The following is a 24,014-nucleotide window of genomic DNA, read 5'->3' as shown; positions in this document are numbered from 1 at the left end:
TTAGTTGTCCGAGCAAGCCCAAAGGCCGTGAAACGCCTGCCCGTTGTTCTCGGCTGGTGGGCGATCCAAGCGACGCACTCCTGATCGGATGGCTCGGTGGGCGCCGCTGCCATGGGGCCGGAGACGAGTGTTCGTGCGAGAATCGGGTCGTGGAGCGGCCTGGATGTGTTGCTGTCATCGGGGTGGGCGTTCTCGGAGCCTGTGTGGGCTGGAATGTGGCACGGCACGGCGTCAAGGTGGTCTTCGTCGACGCCGGCCGGCCGGGTGAAGGGGTCACCGACTGGTCGTTCTCGTGGGTCAACGCCAGTGCCAAGACCGCGAGCAGGTCCTACTTCGACCTGAACGTCGCGAGCATGGCGGCGTACCGCGAGCTTGCCGGGATCATCGGGCCGGACCCATGGTGGCACCCCGGCGGCCACCTGCGCTGGGCGGACGACCCCGCGACGGAGGCGAGCCTCCTGGAAACGGCCGGGCTGCTGGCCGGCTGGGGCTACCGGGCCGAGGTACGCACGGGAGCCGAGGTACGCCGCCACCTCGAACCCGCGCTCACGCTGTCCGACGAGGTTCCGGTCGTGTTCTTTCCCGACGAAGCCTGGGTGCACGGACGCCATCTCGTCGGCCGCCTGGTCGGCCAGGCCGTCGCGGCCGGCGCCGAGCACCGGTTCGGCACCACGGTCCATGACGTCGGCACCGGCGCCGACGGGAGCATACGGGCCGTCGTCCTGTCCGACGGCAGCCGTCTCGACGTCGACGCCGTCGTGAACGCCGCGGGACCCGGCGCCGCCCACGTCGCCGGGCTCGTCGCGCGGCACTTGCCGATGCGCCGGGAGCCCGGCCTCGTCACCCGGATCGAGTGTGCCCAGGTGCCGATCCGCCGGACCATGCACGCGCCGCGCGTCGCGATCCGTCCTGACGGAGACGCTTCGGTGGTCTTCCACAGCCGCGAGGTCGACGCGCTCATCGACACCGGCGAAGAGCCGGCGGCGCTCGAACGGCTGCTGCACGAGTCGGCGCGGCACGTCGTTCGCGGGTTCGAGGACTCCCGCATCGCCGGGACACGGGTGGTCGACCGGCCCATCCCGGGCGACGGATACCCCTCGGTGGGAGCGGTGCCGTCCGTGCCGGGCTACTACGAGGCCGTCTCCCACAGCGGCATCACGCTCGGGCCGGTGATCGGCCGGCTGCTCGCGTCGGAGATCGTCAGCGGGAGGAGGGACGAGACGCTCGCCGACTTCCGCCCGGAACGGTTCTCCCATGACGACCCGGCGAGTTGACGGTACGACCTCCTCCGCAGCGGGCCTCAGCCTCCCGAGGGCACACCACCACGAACGCCCAAGAGCGGAGAATCAAGATCGCCAGACTGCGCGGGTGGCCAAGCTGAAGAAGGCCGGGTCCAAGCGGGCCAAGACCTAGATCCTGGGCGTGCGCATCGTCCACGCCGGAGGAGTTCGCCGAGCTCGTCGCCTCTCTGCCGTAACTGCACGGGCCGCACCGGGCCGCCCGGAGTCGGGCCCTCACTCCGGGCGGCGGCGCGCCGGGAGGTCGGGGCCGCCCTTGTGCAGCCGGGCGTTGATCTGGCCGGCCTCCTCCGCCGTGATCACGCCGTGCTGCAGCTCCACGCCCAGCGCCGTGGCCAGGTCGCGCTGGCGGACGTCCACCAGGCTCTCCACCAGGGTCGCGTACGCGTGGGCATGGCGCCGGCCGGCCGTCCAGCCGCCGGTCACCAGGGCCGCCGCGACCACGGCGCCGGGCCACCAGGCGCAGCCGAGGAGCGCGTACAGCAGGCCCCAGCTCACGGTGAGCGCGGCGGTGTCGAGCGCCGCGCGGGCGTCGCGTACGGGTACGCGCTGGTGATCCTCCAGCAGCGACCACAACCGGGGCCACACCAGGGAGACCCGCAGTCCGTGGTACTCGGCCCGCACCCGCTCCTCCAGCAGCGCGAGCCGCCGCCCCGGCCAGGTGAGCCTGCGTCCGCGCCGTTCCAGCAGCCACAACCGCTCGACCGCGCCCACCGCCAGCCGGGCCAGGCCCGCCGCCACGGCGGCGGCCAGCACCGCGATGACCCCCACCGTCACCAGCGCCACCGGGTCGAGGCCGATCCGGGTCAGGCCGGCGCGGGTGCGCCGGACGAGCAGGCCCAGATCGAGGGCGTGGGCATGGCCGAGGGTGACCGTGCACCAGGCCGCCGCCGCGAAGCAGAGACCGAGCGGCCAGGCCGGGGACAGCCAGCGTTCGGTGGCCTTCTTGCCGACCTCGGTGAGCAACCCGTCGAGCACGGCGGTCACGACTCCGTGAAACGCATGGGCCGCCGGCGCAGGGCGCAGACGGGGGGCCGGTTCGCGGCGTCGCGACCCGACCGGCGGGGGCACCAGCCGTCGGGGCAGACGTACACGCCGCGCAGCTCGGGCCCGGCAGCGCCGAACAGCAGATACGGCTGCGGATGCGGATCTCCGCGCGACTCGTCGGCGTCTTCGGCCGTGGCGGGGTCGAGCAGCGTCAGCACGTCGCGGGCCGTGCCGCCCTCGTCGAGCACGGTCAGCGCGTCGGCCAGGGCCGCCGTCCAGCCGCCGGCGGCGGCGTCCCGCCGCAGAGAGGGAAGTTCGGCGCAGAGGTACGCCCGCGCCTCGTCCTCGGTCATGATCACATCGTCCACGATGGACGGCCCTCTCCGGTATCCCGCGATTCCTCCGGCCGCTCTGAGCGGACATGGAACCCGACCCGGCCGAGCTGCTGGCCCGCTTCGAACGCGAGGACGACCTCGAAGCCCTCGACCAGGCGGTAGACCTGTACGCCCGGGAGGGCGGCACGCCGTACGGCAGGGCGTTGCTGATGCGCCACGGCCGCACCGGCGGCCGGGACGACCTGGACCAGGCCGTCGCCGCCTGCCTGACCGCGCTGGAGAATCCTCCCGCGGACGTGCGGGAACGACTCACGGGCCTGATCGCCGCGGCTGACGCGCTGGTCGCGAAGTGGGACCTCACCGCCGCCCCGGCCGACATCGACGCCGCGATCGTCCGGTATCGGCAGGCGGCCGACCTCGCGCCCGACTCCGCCGCGGCGCTGTCGAAGCTGGGACTGACCGTCGCCAGACGCCGCATGATGGGCGGGGGAGAGACCGGCGACCTCGCCGGCGCGCTGGAGCTGTGCCGCCGGGCGATCGCCCTGGGCCGTCCCGACGGAGACTCCGACCTGGACCGGGCGGCGGATCTGAACAGGCTGTCGGTGGTGCTGAGCGTGCGGGCGACGGAGGCCGGGGACCCGGAGCTCGCCCGGACGGCGATCGCGACCATGGACGAAGCGATCGCGCTCCTGCCCCACACAGGGCTGCACCGCCGGCGGTACGAGATCGGCCGGTTGACGATCGTCGGCAACCGCTACGCCATGCTGGAACGCCCCGAGGACCTCGACGACCTGCTCACCGGCTGGGCCGCCCTGGCGGACGACCTGCCCGCGGACCTGCCTGCCCGCCGCTTCGCCGTGCTCCAGCACGGTTTGATGCTGTACGCCCGGTTCGGCGCCACCCGGCTGCCCGCCGACCGGGACGACGCGATCACCCTCCTGCGCCGGGCCCTCGGCGACCCGCGCCCGGGGTTGTCCGCACTCGACCGGTTCGCGGACCAGGTGCTGCGCAACCTGCTGTGGAACCGCATCTCCCAGGGGGCGCGTCTGGATGACGTCGACGAGCTCGCCGCCCGCGTCCGCGCCCTCCTGCGGGACCGGCCCGACGACCAGGAGCTGCGCGAGGAGTTGCAGGCGACGAGCACCGCCCGCTTCTCCGTCACCGGCGACCAGGCCGATCTGGGCTCGGGCGAGGACCTGCAGGACGAGGTGAGCCGGGCCACGGCCAGGGTCATGAGGGCGATCACCGCCGATCCGGACGAGCTGGAGGCGGCCATCGCCCAGGCCGACCGGGCCCTGACCACGCCCGGTCACGACGAGGACCGGCTCCACCTGCTGCGCTTCACCCTCACTGGAGCCCTGTACGCCCGCTACGCGGCGCGCGGCGACCGCCGGGACCTCGACCGCTCCGCGGACATGCTCGCCGACCTGACCCGGACCGACCTTCCGGTCACCGGCCACCTGAAGGTGCAGCTCGCTCTCGTCCGGTGCGCCGTCCACGACCTGACCGGCGAGCGGGCCGTCCTCGACGACGCGCTCGCCCTCGTCGCGGAGGCGGACGCGCTCATGCCGCCCGGCCACGACGACCGCAGGCTCGTCGAGCACGTCCGGGGCATGACGAGGTCGCGCCTGCACCGCCAGGACGGCGATCCGGCCCACCTGAAGGCGGCCGTGGACGCGTACCGGGCGGCGCTCGACGCGACGCCCGCGACCCACCCCAACCGCAGCGTGCTCGAGTCGGAGCTCAGCATCGTGCTGCAGGACGGCGCCGCCCACTCCGCCGGCGCCGGCGCCGACGCCGCCCTCGACCTGGCCCGGCAGGCCGCACGTTCGGCGCCGCCCGGCGAGCGGCGCTTCAACGCGCAACTGGCGCTGGGCCGGGCCCTGGCCCAGAACTCCCGGCTCGCCGCCGACCCCGGCACGCTCGACGAGGCGATCTCCGCCCTGCGCCGGGCCCTGCCCGAGTTGCCGGACGGGCACCCCAACCGGGCCTTCGCCCTGAACGTGCTGTCGCAGGCCCTCACCGCGCGGGCCGAGTCGACCGGGTCCCCGGCCGTCCTGGACGCGGCGATCGCGGCGGGCGAGGAGGCGCTGCGCCTGCCGGTGCGCGGATCCGTCCGGGCGAACGCCATGCTCAACCTGGCCGAGGCGCAGCGCATCCGCGGTCAGCGCACCGGCGACCGCGCCGACGTCGAGTCTGCCGCGCGGACCCTCACGCAGGCGCTCGACGAGCTGCCCGAGGACCACCCGCAACGGCCGCCCTGCCAGACCCAGCTGGCCATCGTGCTGTCGCAGCGGTACACGATGCTCGGCGAGGTCGCCGACCTCGACAGGTCCGTCGACCTCGCCCGCTCCGCGCTGGCCGCGCTGCCGTCGCGCTCTCCGCTCACGGGCCCCACGCTCCAGGCGCTCAGCGGCGGCCTGTGGAAGCGGGCCGACCACCGCGGCGACAGGGGGGACCTCGACGAGGCGGCCGAGACGATCGAACGGGCCCTGGCCGCTCCCACCGCCGACCTGACGCAACGGGCGCCGATGTTGTACCACAAGGCGGGCGTGCTGCGCCGCCGCGCCGACGTGCGGGGCAGGCCCGGCGACCTCGACGAGGCGATCGCGGCCGGCCGCGAGGCCCTGGCGATGCTCCCGCCCGGCCACGCCTTCCGGCCCGTCCTCACCAAGGGCCTGTCGCTGCTGTACGTCAGCCGCTACGACGACCACCCCGGCGACCTGGAGGAGATCGTCCGCCTGGGCCGAGAAGGGCTGGCCGCCACGTCCAGGGACGACCCGTCGTGGGCCGGCCAGCAGCACCTGGTGGGCCACGGCCGGCTGCTGCGCTTCTGGCGTACGGACCGGATGCGCGACCTGCGCGCCGCCATCCGGCACCTGGAGGCGTCGGTGGACGCGACCCCGCCCGACGACCCCCTGCTGGCCGCCCGCGCCTCCCAGCTCGGGCTGGCCCTGAACGAGAGGTACGAACGCCGCCGCCGCAGCCGCGACCGCGACCGCGCCATGGCCGCCTTCCGGCTCTCCGCCGGCGTCACCTCGCAGGACTCCCTGGCCCGGCTGGAGAACACCCGCATGTACGCCGGCTACAACCTGCGCCACGGCCACCCGGTCGAGGCCCTGGAGCAGTACCGGGTGTGCGTGCAGGAACTGCTGCCGCTCGCGGCCTGGCGCGGGCTCGACCGGGGCTCGCAGGAGTACCAGCTCAGGCAGGCGGCGGGGCTGGCCACGGAGGCGGCCGCCGCGGCGCTGGTCGCGGGAGCGCCGAGGGCCGCCGTCCAGCTGCTCGAACAGGGACGCAGCGTGTTGTGGGCCCAGCTGCTCCAGACCAGGAGCGACCGGAGCGAGCTGCGCGCCCGTCATCCCGGGCTCGCCGCCGAGTTCGACGAGGTGAGCGCCGTCCTGGACAGGCCGTCGGCCGGCGAGTCACTGCAACCCGACGAACTCGGCTCGATCGGGCGTCCCGACCGGCGGCTCGAAGCCGACCTGCGGCGCCGGGCGACGGCCCGCTTCACCGAGCTGTGCGACCGGATCAGGGAGCTGCCGGGCTTCGCGTCGTTCCTCCGGCCACCTGACTTCACAGCCCTGCGCACGGCCGCCGACCGCGGTCCCGTCGTCCTGGTCAACCTGGACCGGCGGCGCTGCGACGCGTTGCTCCTCACCTCCGGCGGGCTGCGCGTGCTGCCGCTGCCGCGGCTGAGCCGCGAGGAGGCCGCCGGGCGGGCCCGGGAGTTCCGCCGCACGCTCGGAGCGGCGCACGGCGGCATGGCGGCGCGCATCTCCGCCGCCCAGACCGTGCTGGCCACCCTGGAATGGTTGTGGGACGCCGTCACCGGCCCCGTGCTGCACGAGCTCGGCCTGCCCGTGGCCTCGGACGGAGACCCGCCCAGGCTCTGGTGGTGCCCCACCGGGCCGCTGGCGGGCCTGCCGTTGCACGCCGCCGGACGGCACCGTGACGGCGGCCCGTGGGCGGGCGACCACGTCGTGTCCTCCTACACGCCGACCCTTCAGGCCCTGCTCCGCGCCAGGGCCATGCCGTCGGCGCCGCCGTCCGCGCCGGTCCTGGTGGCCGCGCTGGCCGCCACCTCGCGCCCTGACCGGCAGTACGCGAACCTGCCCCAGGTCCCCGCCGAGGTACGGGCCATCCGCGACGCCCTGGGCCCGCGGGCGGTCGTGATCGAGGACTCGGCCGCCACCCGGCGCGCCGTGCTCGACGCCATTCCCGCCTACCGGCGGGTCCACTTCGCCTGCCACGGCGACCAGGACGACGCCGCCCCCTCCGCCAGCCGCCTGGCGCTGCACGACGCCGACCTGACCGTGCTCGACCTGACCACGGTCGGCGTGGACGGGGGCGATCTGGCCTTCCTGTCGGCCTGCGAGACCGCGCAGGGCGACGCCGCGCTCACCGACGAGGCCATCCACCTGGCCGCGGCGTTCCAGCTCGCGGGCTACCGCAACGTGATCGGCACCCTGTGGTCGATGTACGACGCCTCGGCCGCCGAGGTGGCCGCGGACGTGTACGCCGTTCTCGCCGCGGGCGCCGCCGACCCCGCGGTGGCGCTGCACCGGGCCGTCACCCGGCTGCGCGGCACCGCCCGTTTCGGCAGCCCGATGTTCTGGGCCCCGTACGTGCATATCGGCGTGTAACCGCGACCAGCGGTCGGCCGGGGCGGGCGGTCAGGGCGGGCAGTCGGGGGGCATCCGGAACACGCCGAACTCCAGGCGCAGCGAGTCGTCGGCGGGCAGGGCGATCGCCCGCGCCGACAGGTCGGACATCCAGCAGGCGGGCAGGAGGAAGTACCGCTGGTTGGAGTTGATCAGCAGGCGCAGGCCGGCGTAGCGGAAGCGGTACATCGCGCCGGGGTCGGGCAGGACGGTCTCGGTGATGCCCGGCCCCTGCAGGTTCAGGCGCCGGGCCGCGTAGACCACCGTGTTCGGCAGCCTGCGCATGTCGGCCAGCGTCCGGTCGGCCTCCCGCTCACCGCGTGACTGCGCGAAGAGGGTGATCCCCCACAGCAGCAGGAACAGCAGCAGCGCCGTGCAGAGCGTGCGCCGGACGAGCCGGTCGGTGGCGGAGGGCGTGAGACGCGCATCGAGCCGTTGCCGCAGGGAGGAGCCGTAGACCAGCAAGAAGACGCCCAGGCCCAGGCAGAGGGGCATGGCGTAGGGCGGCAGCGGCCGCCATCCGGCCAGGCTCGCGATGCCCACCGCGGCCCCCGCCACCCCGAGGACGGCCATGATCCTGACCGCCCACCTGGCGAAGGCGCGATGCCGCTCGGCGGACCGGGTCAGCCACGCGTGCGCCGGCGGCGCGACCAGGGCCGTCACCAGCACGAGGATCAGCGGCTCTGCCGCCAGCGTGACGCTGCGCAACGCGTAGTCCTCCAGGGACAGGCCCAGCATGCTCTGGTCCACGCCGAGGCGGGCGTACATGGTGTTGGTACGGACCGCCCCGAAGTACACCATGATGGCGGCGATGAAGGTGGTCGGCGTCACGACGTGGGCGAGGATCCGCCACAGGCGGGACACGTCCTGCCCGGTGCCGCCGTCGTCGTCCGGGGGTTCGGCGGCGGGCGGTGGGGCGGTCACGACGGGCCCGGCGCCGGGCCGGTCTCCTCCGGCGGCGGCTCGGAGTGGTCGCCGGGCGGCCCGGTCCCGCCGCCGGTGTCCGGGGGCTCGCCGGGCGGCTCGGTGCCAGGCGCTTCGGAGGACGGCTCGCCCGGCTCCGACGGCTGCGCGGGCCCGGACGTGAGCTCGGACGAGGGCCGGGACGAGGGCTCGGACGAAGGCTGCGAGGGGCCGGGCGGGGCGGTGAGCGTCGCGCACTCCGGAAGGGTCTCGGTGCCGGACACCACCGCGCACGCGTTCCTCAGGTAGCCGTCCGGGAGCTGGCCGCCCTCCCGCTTGATGCGGGCGATGACCTGCCTGACCCTGTCGCGTTCGCCCAGCGCGGCGGCGCTCTCCAGTTCCGCCTGGTCGATCATGGCGAACAACGGCGCGCGCATCTGCCGGGGAATGTCCTTCCGGTGACGGTTCGCGGCGTCGGCCCGCTTGATCGACTCGTCCCATTTCCCGCTGTTCGCCTTGATCACCGCGCCGCAGGCGTTGGCCACCGCCTTCTGGCTGTCGGAGCTGCCGGGGTCGGCGGCCACCTCGTCGATCTTCCGCGCCGCCGGTCCGGCGAAGTCCCGGTCCTGGAGGATCTTCTGGCAGTCCAGTCCCACCTGCGCGGTGGGGTCGGGGAGGTCGCCGGCGTCGTCGGGGACGATCGGGGTGTCCGGCGTGATCACGGGCCGGGCCTGCCTGGGCGCGCCGGGCCCGGCCTCGCCCGCTCCGGAGCTGTCCGGACCGCCGTCGCCGCAACCGCCGGTCAGCGCCACGGCGGCGAGCAGTGTCACCGCCGCTCGCCAGGACATCCCCACCGTTCCCCCGAATGCTCCACGACCTATCGGAAACAGGTCATACCGCTTGCGGTCGGACGCCACTCTCGGACGACCCGAAGCTGGGGAATCCTTTGTCCTGGGGGATCGGGCGGAAGGCGGCCGGGCCGGTGGTCGCGGCCCGGCCGGGTGCGTCAGGCGGGCGGCACCGCGCCGTTCTTGGAGACGGGCACGGCGAGCTGCGAGGGGCCGGTGAGCCGCAGCTCCTCGGCGGGCAGGTTAGCCAGCACCGGGTTCAGGTGCTTCAGCGTCAGCGACACGATGGGGGTCGCCGGGCTGGAGGCGTCGAACTTCTCCAGGTCGACCCAGCGGACGAGGGCGAACACGTCCGCCGGGATCTGGTCGCCGCCTTTCTGCACCGGGACGCAGAGCTGACGGGCGGCGGCCACCTGCACGGTCCTGGGCGGGATCTGGTTGACCAGGACGGGGTTGAGCTGGGTGAGGTTCAGCGCCTTGTTCATCGACGGGTTCGGCGTGTGCGCGTAGCACAGCAGGTCGATGTGCGAGACGACGTTCAGCACGTCCGGCGGCGGGACGACGCCGTTCTTGCTGACCGGCACGCACAGCTGCTGCGGCGAGCTCAGCGTGACGCTGAGGCCCGGCAGGCCCTGCAGGACGGGGTTGAGGTGGCGCAGCGACAGGGGCAGGTTGATCTGCGGGCCGCTCACCCGGTAGCAGGACAGGTCGACGAACCTGACGAAGTCGAGCGCGGGCGACGGCGGGATGACGTTGTTCTTGGCCACCGGCACGCAGACCTGCTCACGCGGGCCGAGCGTGACCTGCACGGGCGGCTGGTTGGCGAGCACCGGATTGATGTGCTTCAGCGTCAGCGCGACGGCCGGCGGCTGGTACGTCGTGGTCTTGAAGCAGTCGAGGTCGAGGCTCGACACGAACTCCTTGGCCGTCGGCAGCGCCAGGGCCCCGGCGGGGGTCGCGACGAGGAAGGCGGCGGCGAACACGGCCAGACCAGCGGATAAGAGACGTCTTACCGCGGTCGTGGCGTGACGGTGGGGGGCAGGTCTTCCGTTCATCCATCCTCCTGGGCGGTGATGTGCCTTGACTGTGCGCCCGCGCGACCTGCCCGACAAGGTGGATGGCCGCTGTTTGACAGCCCCCCGTCAGCAGGGGGTGCGGCCGGAGCGGTGAGCGTCCGCCTGCCGGAAAGGCCGTGGCCCGCCCCGAGCTCCCCGGGGTGGGCCACGGCCGTGCTCACGACAGGGTGACGGTCCCGACCAGCACGCGGTGGTCGGAGCACAGGCCGCCCGGGTTGCCGGTGCACGTGGTCGCGGGGGCGAGCGAGTCGGCCGCGTAGGCGCCGCTGATCCGGTCGGCCCTGGCGAAGATCATGTCGAGCTTCGTGCCCGAGCCGCAGGGGCCCTTGCCGTCCGGCGTGCTGACGGTCAGCTCGCCGTAGCCGGGGCAGTTGCCCGCGTCGGCGTCGTCGAGCTCGTGGTAGCGGCCGGTGTTGCCGCGGTTGTTGGGGGTGTTCACGGTGGGGGAGTAGTAGCCGTTCAGGCGGGCGGCGTCGGGCGGCAGGTTGAAGTCGCCCGCGACGACCACCGTGTCACCGGCCGCGTGGTACGCCTCCAGCCTGGTCAGCACGGCGTCGAGCTGGGCGGCGCGGTAGGCGTCCACGTAGGTGGTGTGCGTGACGCAGAACCGCAGGCCGGGGCGGGACTGCAGGGGGGCGCAGAGCATCTTCCGTTTCTCGGTCTTGCCGTCGTCGGGCAGGGTGATCCGCTCGGCGGCTCCGAGGGGCTGCTTGCTGAACAGGGCGTTGCCGTACTCGCCGCCGCCGCACGGCCCGCCGGTCTGGGCGGGGTAGGTGGCGACGAACCGGGCGAAGTTGCCGTCGTCAGCGGGCCAGCCGGCCTCCCGCAGGCCGGTGACCAGCGACTGGTACTGGCTCGCGCACAGCTCGTTGAACGAGACGAGGGTCGCGCCCCGCGCCACGATCGAGCCCACGGCGGCCCGGACCATGCCGTTGCCGGTCGAGCCGTGGTTCAGCGTGTTGCCGGCCGCGTTCCAGTGCCAGACGGTGACGGGCGTGGCGGCTCGGGCCGCGCCGGGCACGGCCGAGACGGCCAGGACCGACGAGACGATCACAGCGGCCAGGCGCCTGGGAAACCACACGGGCTCGCTCCCCGAAGTCGATGATCAGTGACGTACAGCGGACCAGAGCCGGGTCCGCCGCGTCAACGCCCCGACGCCGTCAGGCGCGCTCGGGCCAGCCGGACTCCAGCAGATCGAAGACGGCGTCGAGGGCGGCACGCGGGTCGGGCTCGGCGCCGGCCAGCTCGGGGATCTCCAGCACGTACCGGGCCAGCGCGCGCACGGTCATGTCGGCGGGGTCGCGCCCTGTCTCGGCCGCGATCGCCTCGGCCAGCGAGCCCTCGGCGGCGATCCAGAGCCGGCGCGAGTACTCCCGCAGGGCGGGCGTGCCCACGATCAGGTCGCGTTTGCGCCGCTGCTCGGGCGGCAGGTCGCCGGCGAACGGCCCCCGCTCGGCCAGGCAGTTCCGCAGGGCCGCCAGCACGCTCTGCCCGGGGGGCCGCTCACGGACGGCGGCGGCCAGCCAGACGTGCCGCTCGTCGCCGTCGTCGAAGATCAGCGCGTCTTTGCCGTCGGGCACGTGCGCGAACAGGGTGGCGATGGAGACGTCGGCCTCGTCGGCGACCCGGGCGACGGTGACGCCGTCGTAGCCGTGCTCGGCGAACAGCCGCACCGCGGCCTCGGCCAGGGCCTTGCGGGTCTGCGCCTTCTTGCGTTCGCGGCGTCCTGTCGTCATGCTCTCATCGTAGCAAAAACTAGAATGATTCTGAATTCATAGCGACTACAGAAATGAGCGCTCCCGTGTCCTCCTCCTCCGCGCCCTGGGACGTCCGGCGCCTGCCGTCCGCACAGGGCAGGCACTTCCTGGTCACCGGCGGCAACGCCGGCATCGGCTACTTCGTGGCCGAGCAGCTCGCCGGCACCGGCGCCACCGTGATCCTGGGCAGCCGCGACCCCGCCAGGGCGGAGACCGCCGCGCTGTCCATCCGCGGCCGGGTCCCCGGCGCGCGCGTCCGGCAGGTGCCGCTCGACCTGGCCGACCTCGCCTCGGTCGGGGCCGTCGTCGCGGCGCTTGGACTGCCGAGCCTGGACGCCGTCGTGTGCAACGCCGGCGTGCTGCTCGACGACCCGCCGCGGCGCGAGACGAAGGACGGCCACGAGCTGATGTTCGCCACCAACCATCTCGGCCACTTCGCGCTGGTCGCGCACCTGGCGCCGCTGCTGGCCGCCGCCCCCGCCGCCCGCGTCGTGACCACCGGCAGCCTCACCGCCAGGTCCGAGACCCTGGACCTGGACGACCTGCAGAGCCGCGGCGACGTCCGGCCCAAGCGGGTGTACGCGCGCTCGAAGCTGGCGCAGATGCTCTTCGGCTTCGAGCTGGACCGCCGCCTGCGCGCCGCGGGCGCCACCACGGCGAGCGTGGTCACCCATCCCGGCGGCGCGCTGGACTCCCTGACGCCCTCACGGCCGATCCGGCCGCGCACCGCCGGCGAGCGGCTGCGCGGCCTGCCCGCCGGGCTGCTGCTGCAGGGCAAGGAGGCCGCGGCGTGGCCGGCGGTGCGGGCCGTGCTGGATCCGTCCGTACGCGGGGGCGAGCTGTGGGGGCCCAGGGTGCTGGGGATGCGCGGCCTGCCGGCCCGCGAACCGGTGCGCGGGCACATGGCCGACCGCGAGCTCGCGGCCCGGCTGTGGGCCGCCAGCACCGCCCTGACCGGCCTGGACCCCTTCGCGCCCGGCCGCACGCCTTCCGGGTGACCAGCGTCCCCTCGTCGCTGACGCCGTGGTGCTACGCTTCGACGATCGTGCCCGGATGAGGGCTCAACGACGGCTCAACACAGGCTCAACGCCCCGATCGCCATGCTCAGGGCAGTCCCACCCGTTCAAGGGGAAGGGCGTCCGGAGGAGATGCGATGACAGGCATCATGGACAAGGCCAGGCCGGCTCTGGCCGGCGAGCTGGAGAGCCTGTGCGGCCGGTGGTCCGAGCGCACGGGGATCACCGTGGAGATCTGGGCGCTGCCCGCCGGTCCCGTCGCGGCGGCGTGGCGGCGGGCCGTGCTGGCGGTCGCGGAAGAGGCGCTGGCCAACGTCGAGGCCCACAGCGGCGCGAGCACCGCCTCGCTCGCCGTGACCGCCGGGCCCCGGGGCCTGCGCCTGACGATCAGCGACAACGGCCGCGGCTTCGCCTCCACGGCTCCGGGCGGCGGCTTCGGCCGGATGCGCGAGGCGTTCGCCGAGCTGGGCGGGCGCCTGTCGGTGCGCGGCGTGCCCGGCGAGGGCACCACCGTCAGCGGCGCCGTCCCGGCCTAGGCGCGCTCGCCGGGCTGGACGAACTCGGGCTGGTCGAGGACGCGCAGCCAGCTCCCGTCGGGCTGGCGCCGCACGACCTGGGCGCGGGCGCCCGAGCCGTCCTTGGGCGGGGTCGAGGTGAGGGCGAGGTCGCCGCTGACCAGGGTCGGCAGCGGCTGCTCCGGCTCGAAGCGCGGGCGGCCGGCCAGCACCTTCTCCCACAGCTCCTGGATGGCGGCCCGTCCGACGGTGCGGCTGCCGGGCGGGTAGGCCAGCACGGCGTCCTCCTCGTAGAGCGCGGCGACGCCGGCCGCGTCGCCGGCGTTGGAACGCTCGACGAACAGGCGGGTGATGTCCTCGGGCTGCATGGCCTTCTCGTATGCGGTCATGGTGCCAGCCTGCCGACTTTCGCTCCAGAAGTCCAACAGATGATTGTGATGGCTACTACAATCTGAGGTTATGGAACTGAGGCAGCTGGAGTACTTCGTCGCGGTGGCCGAGGAGCGCAGTTTCACCCGCGCGGCCGAGCGGGTGCACATCAGCCAGTCGGGCGTCAGCGCCCAGATCCGGCAACTCGAACGCGAGCTCGGCGCCGAGTTGTTCGACCGGTCGGCCCGGGTGGCCACGCTCACCGTCGCGGGCAAGGCGGCGCTCGAACACGCCCGCGCCGCGCTGGCCGCCGCCGGTGCGGTGGGCCAGGCGGTGGGCGAGGTGACCGACCTCATCCGCGGCACGCTGACGGTCGGCATGGTGCTCGGCTGCACGGTCACGCCCCTGTTCGACGCGCTGGCCGCCTTCCGCCGGGCGCATCCGGGCGTGGAACTGTCCCTGCTGGAGGACAACTCCGACAAGCTGGTCGAGGGGGTCCGTGGCGGCGCGCTCGACCTGGCGCTCATCGGCGTCGCGAACGGCGTTCCCGAGGGCCTGGAGGCGCTGACGATCGTCAGCGAGCGGCTGGTCGCGGCCGTCCCGCCGGAGCATCCGCTGGCCGGGAGGGGGCGGATCGCCCTGCGCGACCTGGGCGAGCAGGCGATCGTGTGCATGCCGCGCGGCACGGGGCTGCGGGCGGTGTTCGACGAGGCGTGCGCGGCCCAGGGGCTGCGGCCGCCGATCGCACTGCAGGCCGGCGCCGCCGACGCCATCGCCGGCCTGGCCGTCCGCGGCCTCGGGGTGGCGATTCTCAGCGAGTCGATGGCCGCGCTCCACCGCGACCGGCTCACCGCGCTGCTCATCGACGACGTGCGGACGCCCGCGCTGCTCGCCCTGGTCTGGCGGGAGGGCGGCGGCCCGGCGGTGCGGGCGCTCGTGCCGCACGCCCGCCGCGCGTTCGCCGGCGGCCTCGACGGCGAGCCCGATCTCCGTCAGCCTTCCCTTGACACGGCGGCGCGTCAAGGGAAGGCTGACAGCATGATGACACGCAGCGAGAGCACCCGGGAGATGACGCCCGTCGAGCAGCTGGCGACGAGGTGTTCGTTCTGCGGCAAGCCGCACGAGGAGGCCAGGAAGGTGGTCGCCGGGCCCGGCGTCTACATCTGCGACGCCTGCGTCGACCTGAGCCACCAGATCGTCCACGCCGAGCTCCTCAAGGCGCCGGCCGGCGACGGCGGGCGCGTCCACTGGGGCCCTGCCCCGGACGACAAGTACGTGACCGGCATGTCCGACGACGACGTGCTGGCCTCCCTGCCCCGCCAGGCGCTCACCCTTGAGCAGGCCGAACGCGACCTGCGCGCCTGGGTGGCCATCCTGCGCGCCCGCAACGTGACGTGGGCCAGGATCGGCGAGGCCCTGGGCATCACCCGCCAGGCGGCGTGGGACCGGTTCGCCGCCGACGTCGAATCCCGATGACCTCCACAAAACTGCAATCCATTTCATTTTTGCAGTAGAGTCCTGTCATGACCGAAGGGCTTCGCGAGCGCAAGAAGCGCAAGACCCGCCGGCACCTCTCCGACGTGGCGATCGGGCTGTTCGTCGACCGCGGCTTCGACCAGGTCACGATCGCCGAGATCGCCACGGCGGCGGAGGTGTCGGTGAACACGCTCTACAACTACTTCACCGCCAAGGAAGATCTCGTGCTGCCGCCCGAGGAGGCCTCGCCGCAGCGGCTCGCCGACATCGTGCGCGAGCGCGCGCCGGGCGTGTCGGCGGCGCGGGCGGTGCTGGGCCGCCTGCGCGAGGAGGTGCGCGAGCGCGAGCGCAGCCTGGGGCTGACGGCCGGGTTCGGCCAGGTGCTGGAGATGATGCTGGCCGCTCCCACGCTGCGGGCGCGCCTGGAGGAGCTGGGCCGGCAGATGACCGACGCGCTCGCCGACGCGCTGGCCGAGGAGACGGGGGCCGAGCCGGGCGATCCGCTGCCGCGGGCCGTCGCCTGGCAGATCGGCTGCCTGCACTCGCTGGTGTACGCCGAGGTCGGCAGGCGGGTGGCGGCCGGACAAGGGCCCGACACCATCGCCGAGGCCGTGCTGGAGCTGCTCGACGTGACCGAGGGCCTGCTCGGCGAGCCCTTGCTGACCTATGCCGTACGGGAGGGCTGAGCGTTGTTCCGGGTGACCATCCGCGGGAAGTTCGACGGGATCGACGAGGAGGGGCGGGCCGCGGTGCTGGCGGCCCACGACACGGCGTTCACCGAGGCGGGCACGTTCACCCACGACGGCACCGTGTCGGCGTTCACCTTCCGCTGCCAGGTGCCCGCCGGGCCGGACGACGGTGAGCACGAGGCCACCGGGCGGGCGGTCGCGGCGCTGGAGGCGTACGGGGTGCCGTACCGGGTGCTGCAGGTGGCGGTGACCGACATGCGGGACATCAGGATCCGCCGGAAGGGTCGCCGCTGATCCCATATCTGGGATATCGTCCCGAACATGGGACAGGATCTGGACGAGCGGCTGGCCGGGCGGCTCGCCGAGCTGCGGGTCGAGCGCGACTGGTCGCTCGACGACTTGGCCGGGCGCGCCGGCATCAGCCGTTCGACGTTGTCCCGGCTGGAGCGCGGCGAGATCAGCCCCACCGCCGCCCTGCTCAACAAGCTCTGCGCGGTCTACGGGCGCACGATGTCGCGCCTGCTGGCCGAGGTGGAGCCGGAGCCCGCGCAGGTGGTGCGGGCGGCGTCCCAGGCGGTGTGGCGGGACGAGAGCTCGGGCTTCGAGCGACGTTCCGTCTCGCCGCCGCATCCAGGGTTGCGCGGCGAGGTCGTCGAGGGTCGGCTGCGGCCGGGCGCGGACATCGCCTACGACGAGCCGCCGGTCCCCGGGCTCGAACAGCACGTCTGGGTGCTGGAGGGCGTCGTGGAGATCACCGCCGACGGCCGCGTCCATCGGCTGGAGGCGGGCGACTGCCTGCGGTTCCGCCTGTGGGGGCGGTCGCGCTTCCGCTGCCCGGGGCCCTCGCCGGTCCGTTACGCCCTGGTCGTCGTCCTGCCGTGAGCACCCGAAGGAGCCCTGTCGTGCACACCGTCACCCGCATGTCCGCGCAGGAGTTCGCCGGCAGCGTCGAGGAGCTGGCCGTGCTGCTGGCCGACGCCGTCGAGGGCGGCGCCTCGGTCGGCTTCCTCAAACCGTTCGGCCCGGAGGAGGCCGCGGCCTGGTGGCGGGAACAGGCGGCGGCGGTGGCCGAGGGCGGCATGGCGGTGTGGGCCTGCCGCGACGCCGACGGCTCCCTGGCCGGCACGGTCAGCCTGGTCCTTGCCCGCAAGCCCAACTCGCGGCACCGGGCCGAGCTGGTCAAGCTCCTGGTGCACCGCCGGGCGCGCGGGCGCGGCCTGTCCCGCCTCCTGCTGGCGGCCGCCGAGGACGGCGCCGTCGCGGCCGGGGCCGGCCTGCTGGTGCTCGACACCGAGACCGGCAGCGCCGCCGAGCACGTCTACCGCACCGGCGGCTGGACCCGCTACGGCGTCGTGCCCGGCTACGCCGGCGCCCCCGACGGCACCCTGCTCGACTGCAGCTTCTTCTACAAGCGCCTCCCGACCGGCGCGTGAGCCGGTCGGGGCCCCGGCGGGCGGCTCCCGGCGGGGCCCCGCCTAGAATGAGCTTCGGATCTTCATCGGGGGGTTGACGTGCCGTCCTGGGCAGAGCAGGCGATCTTCTGGCACGTCTACCCGCTGGGCTTCCTGGGCGCCGAGCGGGCCGCCGTGCCGCGGGTCACCCACCGGCTCGCGGGCCTGACGCCGTGGCTCGACCACGCGGCCGCGCTGGGAGCCGACGGGTTGCAGCTCGGCCCGATCTTCGCCGCCGAGACCCACGGCTACGACACCCTCGACCACTTCCGCGTCGATCCGCGCCTGGGCGACGACGGCGACTTCGACGCTCTGGTGTCGGCCGCGCACGAGCGCGGGCTGCGGGTGCTCCTCGACGGCGTCTTCAACCACGTGGGCCAGGGTTTCCCGCGCTTCCAGCAGGCCCTGCGCGAGGGGCCGGGCTCGGCGGCCGCGCGCTGGTTCCGGCTGCGCTGGCCGGCCGGCGGCGGCGCTCCCGCGCACGACGACTTCGAGGGGCACCAGTCGCTGGTCGCGCTCGACCACGCGGAGCCGGCCGTCGCCGAGCACGTCGCGGCGGTGATGGCCCACTGGCTCGACCGCGGCGCCGACGGCTGGCGGCTGGACGCCGCCTACGCCGTGCCGCCGGAGTTCTGGGCGCGGGTGCTGCCTCAGGTGCGCCGCGGGCGGCCCGAGGCGTACGTGGTGGGGGAGGTCATCCACGGCGACTACGCCGCGTTCGTGGCCGAGACCGGCGTGGACGCGGTCACCCAGTACGAGCTGTGGAAGGCGATCTGGAGCTCGCTCAACGACCGCAACGCCTTCGAGCTGGCCTGGGCGCTCAAGCGCCACACCGCGTTCGCCGAGTCCTTCGCGCCGATGACGTTCGTCGGCAACCACGACGTCACCCGCCTGGCCAGCCGCCTGGCCGACGAGCGCCACCTGCCGCACGCCCTGGCCGTGCTGATGACGGTCGCCGGCACGCCCTCGCTGTACGCCGGCGACGAGTACGCCCTGCGCGGCGTCAAGGAGGAACGCGAGGGCGGCGACGACGCCGTGCGCCCGGCCTTCCCCGCCTCCCCGCTGGAGATGCCGCCGACCGGCCTGCCGGTCCTCGCCCTGCACAAGCGGCTCGTCGCGGTGCGCCGCCGCCACCGGTGGCTGTCCCGCGCCCACACCACCGACCTGGTCCTGTCCAACCAGCTCTACGCCTACGAGAGCCGCTCCGGCGGCCACGCGCTGGCCGTGGCGCTGAGCACCGCCGACGAGCCGTCGCAGGTCACGCTGCCGTTCTCCGGGAGCCTGGCCGCCGGCGACGGCGTCCTGGACGGCTCGCTGCTGACCCTGCCCCCGCACGGCTGGGCCGTCGTCGAACCCTGAACAGGGCGACCTACCTGTAATCACTACGAACAGTAGCGTTCCAGCAACGTTCCGCTACAACGCCGTCGGGGCATCACTATCGCGACAAAGCCGACGCGCTCGCCGACAGGGCGAAGCAACCCGCCGACGCGGGCCCGTCGTGCGTCCCCCGCGAGAGGACTGCCTTCTCATGCCCATGACCCGGCTCCCCCCTGTCCTGTGCGCCGCCGCGCTGGCGGCCGCCACCCTGACGGCCCCCGCCCAGGCGGCCGGCCCCAGCACCAGCACCAGCCCCAGCACCGGCCCCAGCGCCGGCACGGACGCCGCCGCCTGCATCCGGCACCTGGCCAAGAACCACACCTACAAGGACGGCTCCCGCACCTACACCACCGACGGCGCCGGACGGCCCGCCCAGGCCCTGGCCCCCCGACTGGCCAGGAAGGCGGCCGCGCGCAGCGGGTGCGAGGCCACCGTCGGCAACTGGGGCGGCAGCGGCGACTGGCAGGGCGGCCATCTCATCGCCTCCTCCTTCTCCGGCGCCAGCCTGCGCTACAACCTGGTCCCCATGCGCGGCAGGCAGATCAACCAGGGCCTGATGCTCCGCGTCGAGAACGGCGCCCGCGCCTGCCTGGAGGCCAAGGGCGGCGCGGTGGCCGACTACCGCGTCGAGGTGCACTACCCCGACGGCACGACGGTGATCCCCGACCGCATCCACGTCTCCATGGCGGCGACGATCTCCGGGGTGTCCCGGCGGGTCACGGTCACCTTCCCGAACGCCACCCTGTCGGCCCGCGAGCTGGACTCCTGGCACACGAAGATCACCAACGCGTTCAGGACGGCGCACTGCATGAGCGCCTCTGACAAGGCGTAGCCGCCGGTGTTGTGGGAACCCTGCATGCGGGATCGACCCGTTCTGGTGTGGGATCGTCCTCATGACGAACGCAGGAAGACGGCGGCGGTTCCCCACCGGTGACCTGGCCAGGATCGCGGTGTTCGCCGCGCTGATCGCGGTGCTGGGCGCGCCGGGGGCGGTCAACGTTTTCGGCAACGCGGTGCCGATCACTCTCCAGACGCTCGGCGTCATGCTGGCCGGGGCCATTCTCGGCAGCCGGCGGGGGGCGCTGGCGGTGGTCGTGCTGCTGGTGCTGGTCGCGGCCGGGCTGCCGCTGCTGGCGGGCGGGCGCGGCGGGCTCGGCGTGTTCACCGCCGCCTCCGCCGGGTTCCTGCTCGGCTGGGTCCCGGGGGCCGCGGTCACCGGGCTGCTGGTGGAGCGGGCGGGCCGGACGCCGAGCGTCCTGCGGCTGCTGGTGGCGTGCGCGGTGGGCGGGATCGGAGTGGTCTACCTGGTCGGCGTGCCGGTGCAGGCGCTGGTCACCGGGCTGCCGCTCACCAAGGCGCTGGCCCTCAGCGCGGTGTTCCTGCCGGGCGACGCGCTCAAGGCGGTGGTGGCCGCGCTGGTGGCCAGAGGCACGCAGCGTGCCTATCCCGACGCCGTGCCGGCCGTCCACCGCGAACGGGTGCGCTGATGCCGGTCGCCGAGCACGTCCTGCGGCACGCCGCCGACGGCCCGTCCCGGGTCGCGCTGCGCGGCCCGGGCGGCTCGCTGACCTACGGCGAGCTGGCCGGACGCGTCCAGGGCGGCGCGCGGCATCTTCGCGGGCGCGGCGAGCTGGCCGCCATCGCCCTTCATGACCCGGTCGAGCTGCTGATCGCAGTGCTGGCGGCCGATCTGGCGGGGGTGACGCCGCTGGTGGGCGATCCGGCGTGGAGCGCGGAGCGGTTGGCGCGGGTGGCCGGGGCAGCGGGCGCCGATCTGCGGGTCGAGGAGCCGCTGCCCTCCGCGCCGGGCGCGCCCCTCGTGCCCGAGCCCCGTCCCGGCGACCGGGCGTGGGCGTGCTTCACCTCCGGCAGCACGGGCCGGCCGCGCGCGGTGGCGCGCACCCGCGCGTCCTGGACGCGTTCCTTCCCGCACCTGACCGAGCTGACCGGCATCGGCCCGGCCGACGTCGTCCTGGTGCCCGGCCCGCTGGTCTCCTCCCTGTACGCCTTCGCCGCCGTGCACACGCTGGCCGTCGGCGCGACCGCCGTCGTGCCGGGCGGGCGGCCCACGGCGGCGTCGCTGCGCGCGGCGACCGCGATCCATCTGGTGCCCCACCGGCTGTCCGAGGTGCTGGAGCAGGCGCCCCGCCTGCGTACGGCCGTCGTCGGCGGCGCGGCGCTGAGCGGGCAGGCCCGGGACCTGGCCGAGCGGGCGGGGGTGCGGGTGATGTCCTACTACGGCGCGACCGAGCTGTCGTTCGTGGCCTTCGACCCCGACGGGAGCGGGCTGCGGGCCTTTCCTGAGGTCGAGATCGAGGTCAGGGCCGAGCCGGGGCGCACGCTGGGCGAGGTGTGGGCGCGCTCGCCGTGGCTGGCCGACGGCTATCTGGGCGGCGCGAGGGGTCCGCTGCGCCGCGACGGCGCGGGCTGGCTGACGGTCGGCGACCTGGCCGAGCCGTACCGGGCCGGGCAGGTGCTGCGGGTGCGCGGGCGCGGCGACGGCGCGATCCAGACCGGCGGCGCGACCGTCGTGCCCGAGGACGTCGAGGCGGTGCTGCGGAACGTGCCGGGGGTGGGGGACATCGTGGTGATCGGGTCGCCGCACCCGTCGCTCGGCTCGGTGGTGACCGCGGTGGTCGAGGGCGCCTCGCCGCCGCCGCGCGCGCTGCTGGAGGCCGTCGCGCGCAGCGGGCTGGACGTGGCGCAGCGGCCCCGCCGCTGGTACGCCGTGCCCGTCCTGCCGCGCACCGGGTCGGGCAAGCCGGCGCGCGGCCTGGTGGCCGACCGGCTGGCCGGCGGCGACCCCGAGCTGCGGAGGCTGGTCTGAGGTGGCTGGACGACCCGTCGTCGTGGCGGCCCGCCGTACGCCGATCGGCACGGCCGGGCACGCCTTCAAGGACGTGACCGTCGACCGGCTGGCCGCCCCCGTGATCGAGGCGGTGGCCGCCGAGGCCGGCCGGCCGGTGGACGACGTGGTGCTCGGCAACTGCATGGGCCCCGGCGGGAACGTGGCCCGGGTCTCGGCGCTGGCCGCCGGGCTCGGTCACGGCGTGCCCGGCCTGACCGTCGACCGGCAGTGCGGCAGCGGGCTGGCCGCGATCCTGGTGGCCGGGCAGGCGGTGGCCGCCGGGGAGATGGACCTGGTGATCGCCGGGGGAGCCGAGAGCGCCTCGACCGCGCCGCTGCGCACGCCGCGGGGCGCGGACCGTCCCTACGACCGGGCGCCCTTCGCCCCCCAGGGCCATCCCGACCCCGACATGGGCCCGGCCGCCGAAGCCCTGGCCGGCGCGTACGGCATCAGCCGCGCCCGCCAGGACGACTACGCCCGCCTCAGCCACGCCAAGGCGCTGGCCGCCCGCGCGGCGGGCGCCTTCGACCAGGAGATCGTGCCGGTCGGGGGCCGGTCGGAGGATCAGCGTCCCAGGGCGCTGCGGGCGGCGTCGCTGGCCCGGTTGCCCGCGGCGTTCGTACCGGGCGGTACAGTGACCGCCGGTAATTCCTCCCCGGTCAGCGACGGCGCGGCCGCCGTGGCGCTGGCGCCCGAGCGGCCCGGCCTGCCGGGGTTGCGGCTGTTGGCCGGGTCCGTCGTCGGGTGCGATCCGGCGCTGCCCGGATGGGGGCCGGTGCCCGCGGTCCGCCGGGTGCTGGCACGTGCGGGGGTGGACATGGGACGGGTGGCCGCGGTGGAGATCGTGGAGGCGTTCGCGGCGCAGGTGCTGGCCGTCACCGACGCGCTCGGCCTCGACCCGCTGGAGGCCGACCGCGATCGGGTGTGCGCCGGCGGCGGCGCGCTGGCGCTCGGGCATCCGTGGGGCGCGACCGGTGCGGTGGTGGTGACCAGGCTCTTCTCCAGGCTGGTACGGGCCGGGGCGCCCGTGGGCACGCTGGGGCTGGCGGCCGCGGCGGTGGGCGGCGGGCTGGGCGTGGCCGCGCTGTTCGAGGTGGTCGCGTGATCGAGTTCGCCGACGTGCACGTCCGGCTGGGCACCCGCGACGTGCTGCGCGGCGTCACCGCGAGCCTGACCGAGCGCCGGGTGGGCGTGGTCGGCGCGAACGGCTCGGGCAAGAGCACGCTGGCCCGGCTGATCAACGGCCTGGCGGTGCCCACCTCGGGCGAGGTCACCGTGCTCGGCCTGGACGCCCGCCGGCAGGCCGCGCGGATCAGGCGGCGGGTGGGGTTCCTGTTCACCGACCCCGACGCGCAGATCGTCATGCCGACCGTGGCCGAGGACGTCGCCTTCTCCCTGCGCCGCAAGGGCCTGCCGCGCGAGGAGGTCGAGCGCCGGGTGCACGACGTGCTGGCCCGGCACGGCCTGGACGGGCACGCCGACCATCCCGCCCACCACCTGTCCGGCGGCCAGAAGCAGTTGCTGGCGCTGTGCGCGGTCATGGTGCTCGAACCCGACATCCTGGTCATGGACGAGCCCACGACGCTGCTCGACCTGCGCCATTCGCGGCAGGTGGCCGCGTTGTTGCGGGAGATGCCGCAGCAGGTGGTGGCGGTGACGCACGACCTGCCGCTGCTGGCCGGGTTCGACCGGGTGCTGGTGCTGGACGAGGGCCGGGTGGTCGCCGACGGCACGCCGGCCGAGGCGATCGGCCACTACACCGAGCTGATGGCGTGAACGGGCTCACCGGGGCGTACGTCCCGGGCGGCTCGTGGCTGCACCGGCTGCCCCCCGGGGTCAAGCTGGCGGGGCTGGCGATGTCGTGCACGGCGCTGGTGCTGGTGCGGCCGCCGGCGGCGCTGGCGGGGGCGGCGGTCGTGGCGGCGGCGCTGTACGCGTCGGCGCGGGTCGGGGGGCGGGCGGCGTGGGCGCAGGTGCGGCCGGTGCGCTGGTTCGCGGTCATGCTGTTCGTGCTGCAACTGGTGTTCGCGGACCTGGACGCGGCGGTGTCCTCGACGTTGCGGGTGGTGCTGGCCGTGGCGCTGGCGGGGCTGGTGACGCTCACCACGCGGACGGCCGACATGCTGGCGGCGCTGGAGCGCGTCCTGTCGCCGGTCAGGTTCGTGGGGCTGGACCCGTTCCGGCTGTCGTTGCTGCTCTCGCTCACCGTGCGCAGCGTGCCGGTGGTGGCGTCGCTGGCGGTGCGGATCCGGGAGGCGCAGCGGGCGCGGGGGGTCGAGCGCAGCATGCGGGCGTTCGCGGTGCCGCTGGTGGTGGGCGCTCTGCGGCACGCGGACGCGCTGGGTGAGGCGCTGTCGGCCCGCGGGCTCGACGACTGACCCGCACTTCATCACAAAGCGGACATA

At 74.6% G+C, this 24,014-nt stretch carries 24 protein-coding genes; 16 read left to right on the top strand and 8 right to left on the bottom strand.

Translation table 11 applies throughout. The annotated features are described in order from the left end of the window. The first annotated feature begins 56 nt into the window (after positions 1-56). A complete protein-coding gene (locus AB0C33_RS13370; protein WP_358286837.1) occupies positions 57-1,274 on the top strand; it encodes an FAD-dependent oxidoreductase in 1,218 nt (405 codons plus the stop codon). A 240-nt stretch (positions 1,275-1,514) separates the two neighbouring features. Here AB0C33_RS13370 and AB0C33_RS13365 read toward each other — a convergent pair whose 3' ends face one another. After that, positions 1,515-2,285, bottom strand: coding sequence for a hypothetical protein (locus AB0C33_RS13365; protein WP_358286835.1), 771 nt, complete (start codon positions 2,283-2,285; stop codon positions 1,515-1,517). Further along, positions 2,282-2,638: a hypothetical protein gene (locus AB0C33_RS13360; RefSeq protein WP_358286833.1), complete on the bottom strand. Its 357-nt coding sequence runs from the start codon at positions 2,636-2,638 to the stop codon at positions 2,282-2,284. The genes AB0C33_RS13365 and AB0C33_RS13360 overlap by 4 nt, the downstream gene beginning before the upstream one ends. 68 nt (positions 2,639-2,706) lie before the next feature. Between AB0C33_RS13360 and AB0C33_RS13355 the strand changes: the two genes are divergently transcribed. Then, positions 2,707-7,266: a CHAT domain-containing protein gene (locus AB0C33_RS13355; protein ID WP_358286831.1), complete on the top strand. Its 4,560-nt coding sequence runs from the start codon at positions 2,707-2,709 to the stop codon at positions 7,264-7,266. 30 nt (positions 7,267-7,296) lie between these two features. On the opposite strand, the gene AB0C33_RS13350 is transcribed toward AB0C33_RS13355, so the two are convergent. The 5 genes from AB0C33_RS13350 to AB0C33_RS13330 all read right to left on the bottom strand — a co-directional run bounded on the left by AB0C33_RS13350 (position 7,297) and on the right by AB0C33_RS13330 (position 11,847). Beyond that, complete coding sequence (locus tag AB0C33_RS13350; protein ID WP_358286829.1) at positions 7,297-8,208, bottom strand: hypothetical protein; 912 nt, start codon at positions 8,206-8,208, stop codon at positions 7,297-7,299. After that, positions 8,205-9,035, bottom strand: coding sequence for a hypothetical protein (locus AB0C33_RS13345; RefSeq protein ID WP_358286827.1), 831 nt, complete (start codon positions 9,033-9,035; stop codon positions 8,205-8,207). Before AB0C33_RS13345 ends, AB0C33_RS13350 begins: the two co-directional genes overlap by 4 nt. A gap of 158 nt (positions 9,036-9,193) precedes the next feature. After that, the gene (locus AB0C33_RS13340; protein ID WP_358286825.1) at positions 9,194-10,090 is read right to left on the bottom strand and encodes a hypothetical protein; all 897 of its coding nucleotides are present in this window, start codon (positions 10,088-10,090) and stop codon (positions 9,194-9,196) included. Between the two features lie 178 nt (positions 10,091-10,268). After that, a complete protein-coding gene (locus tag AB0C33_RS13335; protein ID WP_358286823.1) occupies positions 10,269-11,192 on the bottom strand; it encodes an endonuclease/exonuclease/phosphatase family protein in 924 nt (307 codons plus the stop codon). A 79-nt stretch (positions 11,193-11,271) separates the two neighbouring features. Continuing rightward, positions 11,272-11,847, bottom strand: a complete 576-nt coding sequence (locus tag AB0C33_RS13330; protein ID WP_358286821.1) for a TetR family transcriptional regulator — start codon at positions 11,845-11,847, stop codon at positions 11,272-11,274. Between the two features lie 65 nt (positions 11,848-11,912). Here AB0C33_RS13330 and AB0C33_RS13325 point away from each other — a divergent pair, with 65 nt between their 5' ends. Both AB0C33_RS13325 and AB0C33_RS13320 read left to right on the top strand, forming a co-directional pair. Continuing rightward, on the top strand, positions 11,913-12,866 hold the full coding sequence (locus tag AB0C33_RS13325; RefSeq protein ID WP_358286819.1) for an SDR family NAD(P)-dependent oxidoreductase: 954 nt from the start codon (positions 11,913-11,915) through the stop codon (positions 12,864-12,866). Between the two features lie 155 nt (positions 12,867-13,021). Beyond that, positions 13,022-13,420, top strand: coding sequence for a hypothetical protein (locus AB0C33_RS13320; protein WP_358286817.1), 399 nt, complete (start codon positions 13,022-13,024; stop codon positions 13,418-13,420). On the opposite strand, the gene AB0C33_RS13315 is transcribed toward AB0C33_RS13320, so the two are convergent. Beyond that, entirely contained in the window at positions 13,417-13,788 is a 372-nt protein-coding gene (locus AB0C33_RS13315) for a nuclear transport factor 2 family protein (protein ID WP_358286815.1), read from the bottom strand. The two genes, AB0C33_RS13320 and AB0C33_RS13315, sit on opposite strands and share 4 nt — an antisense overlap. A gap of 70 nt (positions 13,789-13,858) precedes the next feature. Here AB0C33_RS13315 and AB0C33_RS13310 point away from each other — a divergent pair, with 70 nt between their 5' ends. The 12 genes from AB0C33_RS13310 (at position 13,859) to AB0C33_RS13255 (ending at position 23,987) form a co-directional block, all read left to right on the top strand. After that, positions 13,859-15,244: a LysR substrate-binding domain-containing protein gene (locus AB0C33_RS13310; RefSeq protein WP_358286813.1), complete on the top strand. Its 1,386-nt coding sequence runs from the start codon at positions 13,859-13,861 to the stop codon at positions 15,242-15,244. 47 nt (positions 15,245-15,291) lie between these two features. Further along, positions 15,292-15,930 carry a TetR family transcriptional regulator gene (locus AB0C33_RS13305; RefSeq protein ID WP_358286811.1) on the top strand — a complete coding sequence of 213 codons (639 nt, stop codon included), beginning with the start codon at positions 15,292-15,294 and terminating at the stop codon, positions 15,928-15,930. Between the two features lie 12 nt (positions 15,931-15,942). Then, on the top strand, positions 15,943-16,227 hold the full coding sequence (locus AB0C33_RS13300) for a DUF6204 family protein (protein WP_358286809.1): 285 nt from the start codon (positions 15,943-15,945) through the stop codon (positions 16,225-16,227). A 27-nt stretch (positions 16,228-16,254) separates the two neighbouring features. After that, the gene (locus tag AB0C33_RS13295; RefSeq protein ID WP_358286808.1) at positions 16,255-16,815 is read left to right on the top strand and encodes an XRE family transcriptional regulator; all 561 of its coding nucleotides are present in this window, start codon (positions 16,255-16,257) and stop codon (positions 16,813-16,815) included. A gap of 20 nt (positions 16,816-16,835) precedes the next feature. After that, entirely contained in the window at positions 16,836-17,366 is a 531-nt protein-coding gene (locus tag AB0C33_RS13290) for a GNAT family N-acetyltransferase (protein ID WP_358286807.1), read from the top strand. Positions 17,367-17,444: 78 nt separating this feature from the next. Further along, positions 17,445-18,743, top strand: a complete 1,299-nt coding sequence (locus AB0C33_RS13285; RefSeq protein WP_358286806.1) for an alpha-amylase family protein — start codon at positions 17,445-17,447, stop codon at positions 18,741-18,743. A 175-nt stretch (positions 18,744-18,918) separates the two neighbouring features. Then, positions 18,919-19,593: a DNA/RNA non-specific endonuclease gene (locus AB0C33_RS13280; RefSeq protein WP_358286804.1), complete on the top strand. Its 675-nt coding sequence runs from the start codon at positions 18,919-18,921 to the stop codon at positions 19,591-19,593. A gap of 61 nt (positions 19,594-19,654) precedes the next feature. After that, the gene (locus AB0C33_RS13275) at positions 19,655-20,248 is read left to right on the top strand and encodes a biotin transporter BioY (RefSeq protein ID WP_358286802.1); all 594 of its coding nucleotides are present in this window, start codon (positions 19,655-19,657) and stop codon (positions 20,246-20,248) included. Next, positions 20,248-21,588: an AMP-binding protein gene (locus tag AB0C33_RS13270; protein ID WP_358286800.1), complete on the top strand. Its 1,341-nt coding sequence runs from the start codon at positions 20,248-20,250 to the stop codon at positions 21,586-21,588. Before AB0C33_RS13275 ends, AB0C33_RS13270 begins: the two co-directional genes overlap by 1 nt. A gap of 1 nt (position 21,589) precedes the next feature. After that, positions 21,590-22,714, top strand: coding sequence for a thiolase family protein (locus tag AB0C33_RS13265; protein WP_358286798.1), 1,125 nt, complete (start codon positions 21,590-21,592; stop codon positions 22,712-22,714). Then, a complete protein-coding gene (locus AB0C33_RS13260) occupies positions 22,711-23,385 on the top strand; it encodes an ABC transporter ATP-binding protein (RefSeq protein WP_358286796.1) in 675 nt (224 codons plus the stop codon). The genes AB0C33_RS13265 and AB0C33_RS13260 overlap by 4 nt, the downstream gene beginning before the upstream one ends. Beyond that, positions 23,382-23,987: an energy-coupling factor transporter transmembrane protein EcfT gene (locus AB0C33_RS13255; protein ID WP_358286794.1), complete on the top strand. Its 606-nt coding sequence runs from the start codon at positions 23,382-23,384 to the stop codon at positions 23,985-23,987. Before AB0C33_RS13260 ends, AB0C33_RS13255 begins: the two co-directional genes overlap by 4 nt. Positions 23,988-24,014: the final 27 nt, after the last annotated feature.

Origin of the sequence: Nonomuraea sp. NPDC048881 (genome assembly GCF_040649795.1) — a bacterium.
Lineage (GTDB): Bacteria > Actinomycetota > Actinomycetes > Streptosporangiales > Streptosporangiaceae > Nonomuraea.
Note: the sequence above shows the minus strand (reverse complement) of the source record. Positions and strands in the feature narration are given on the sequence as shown.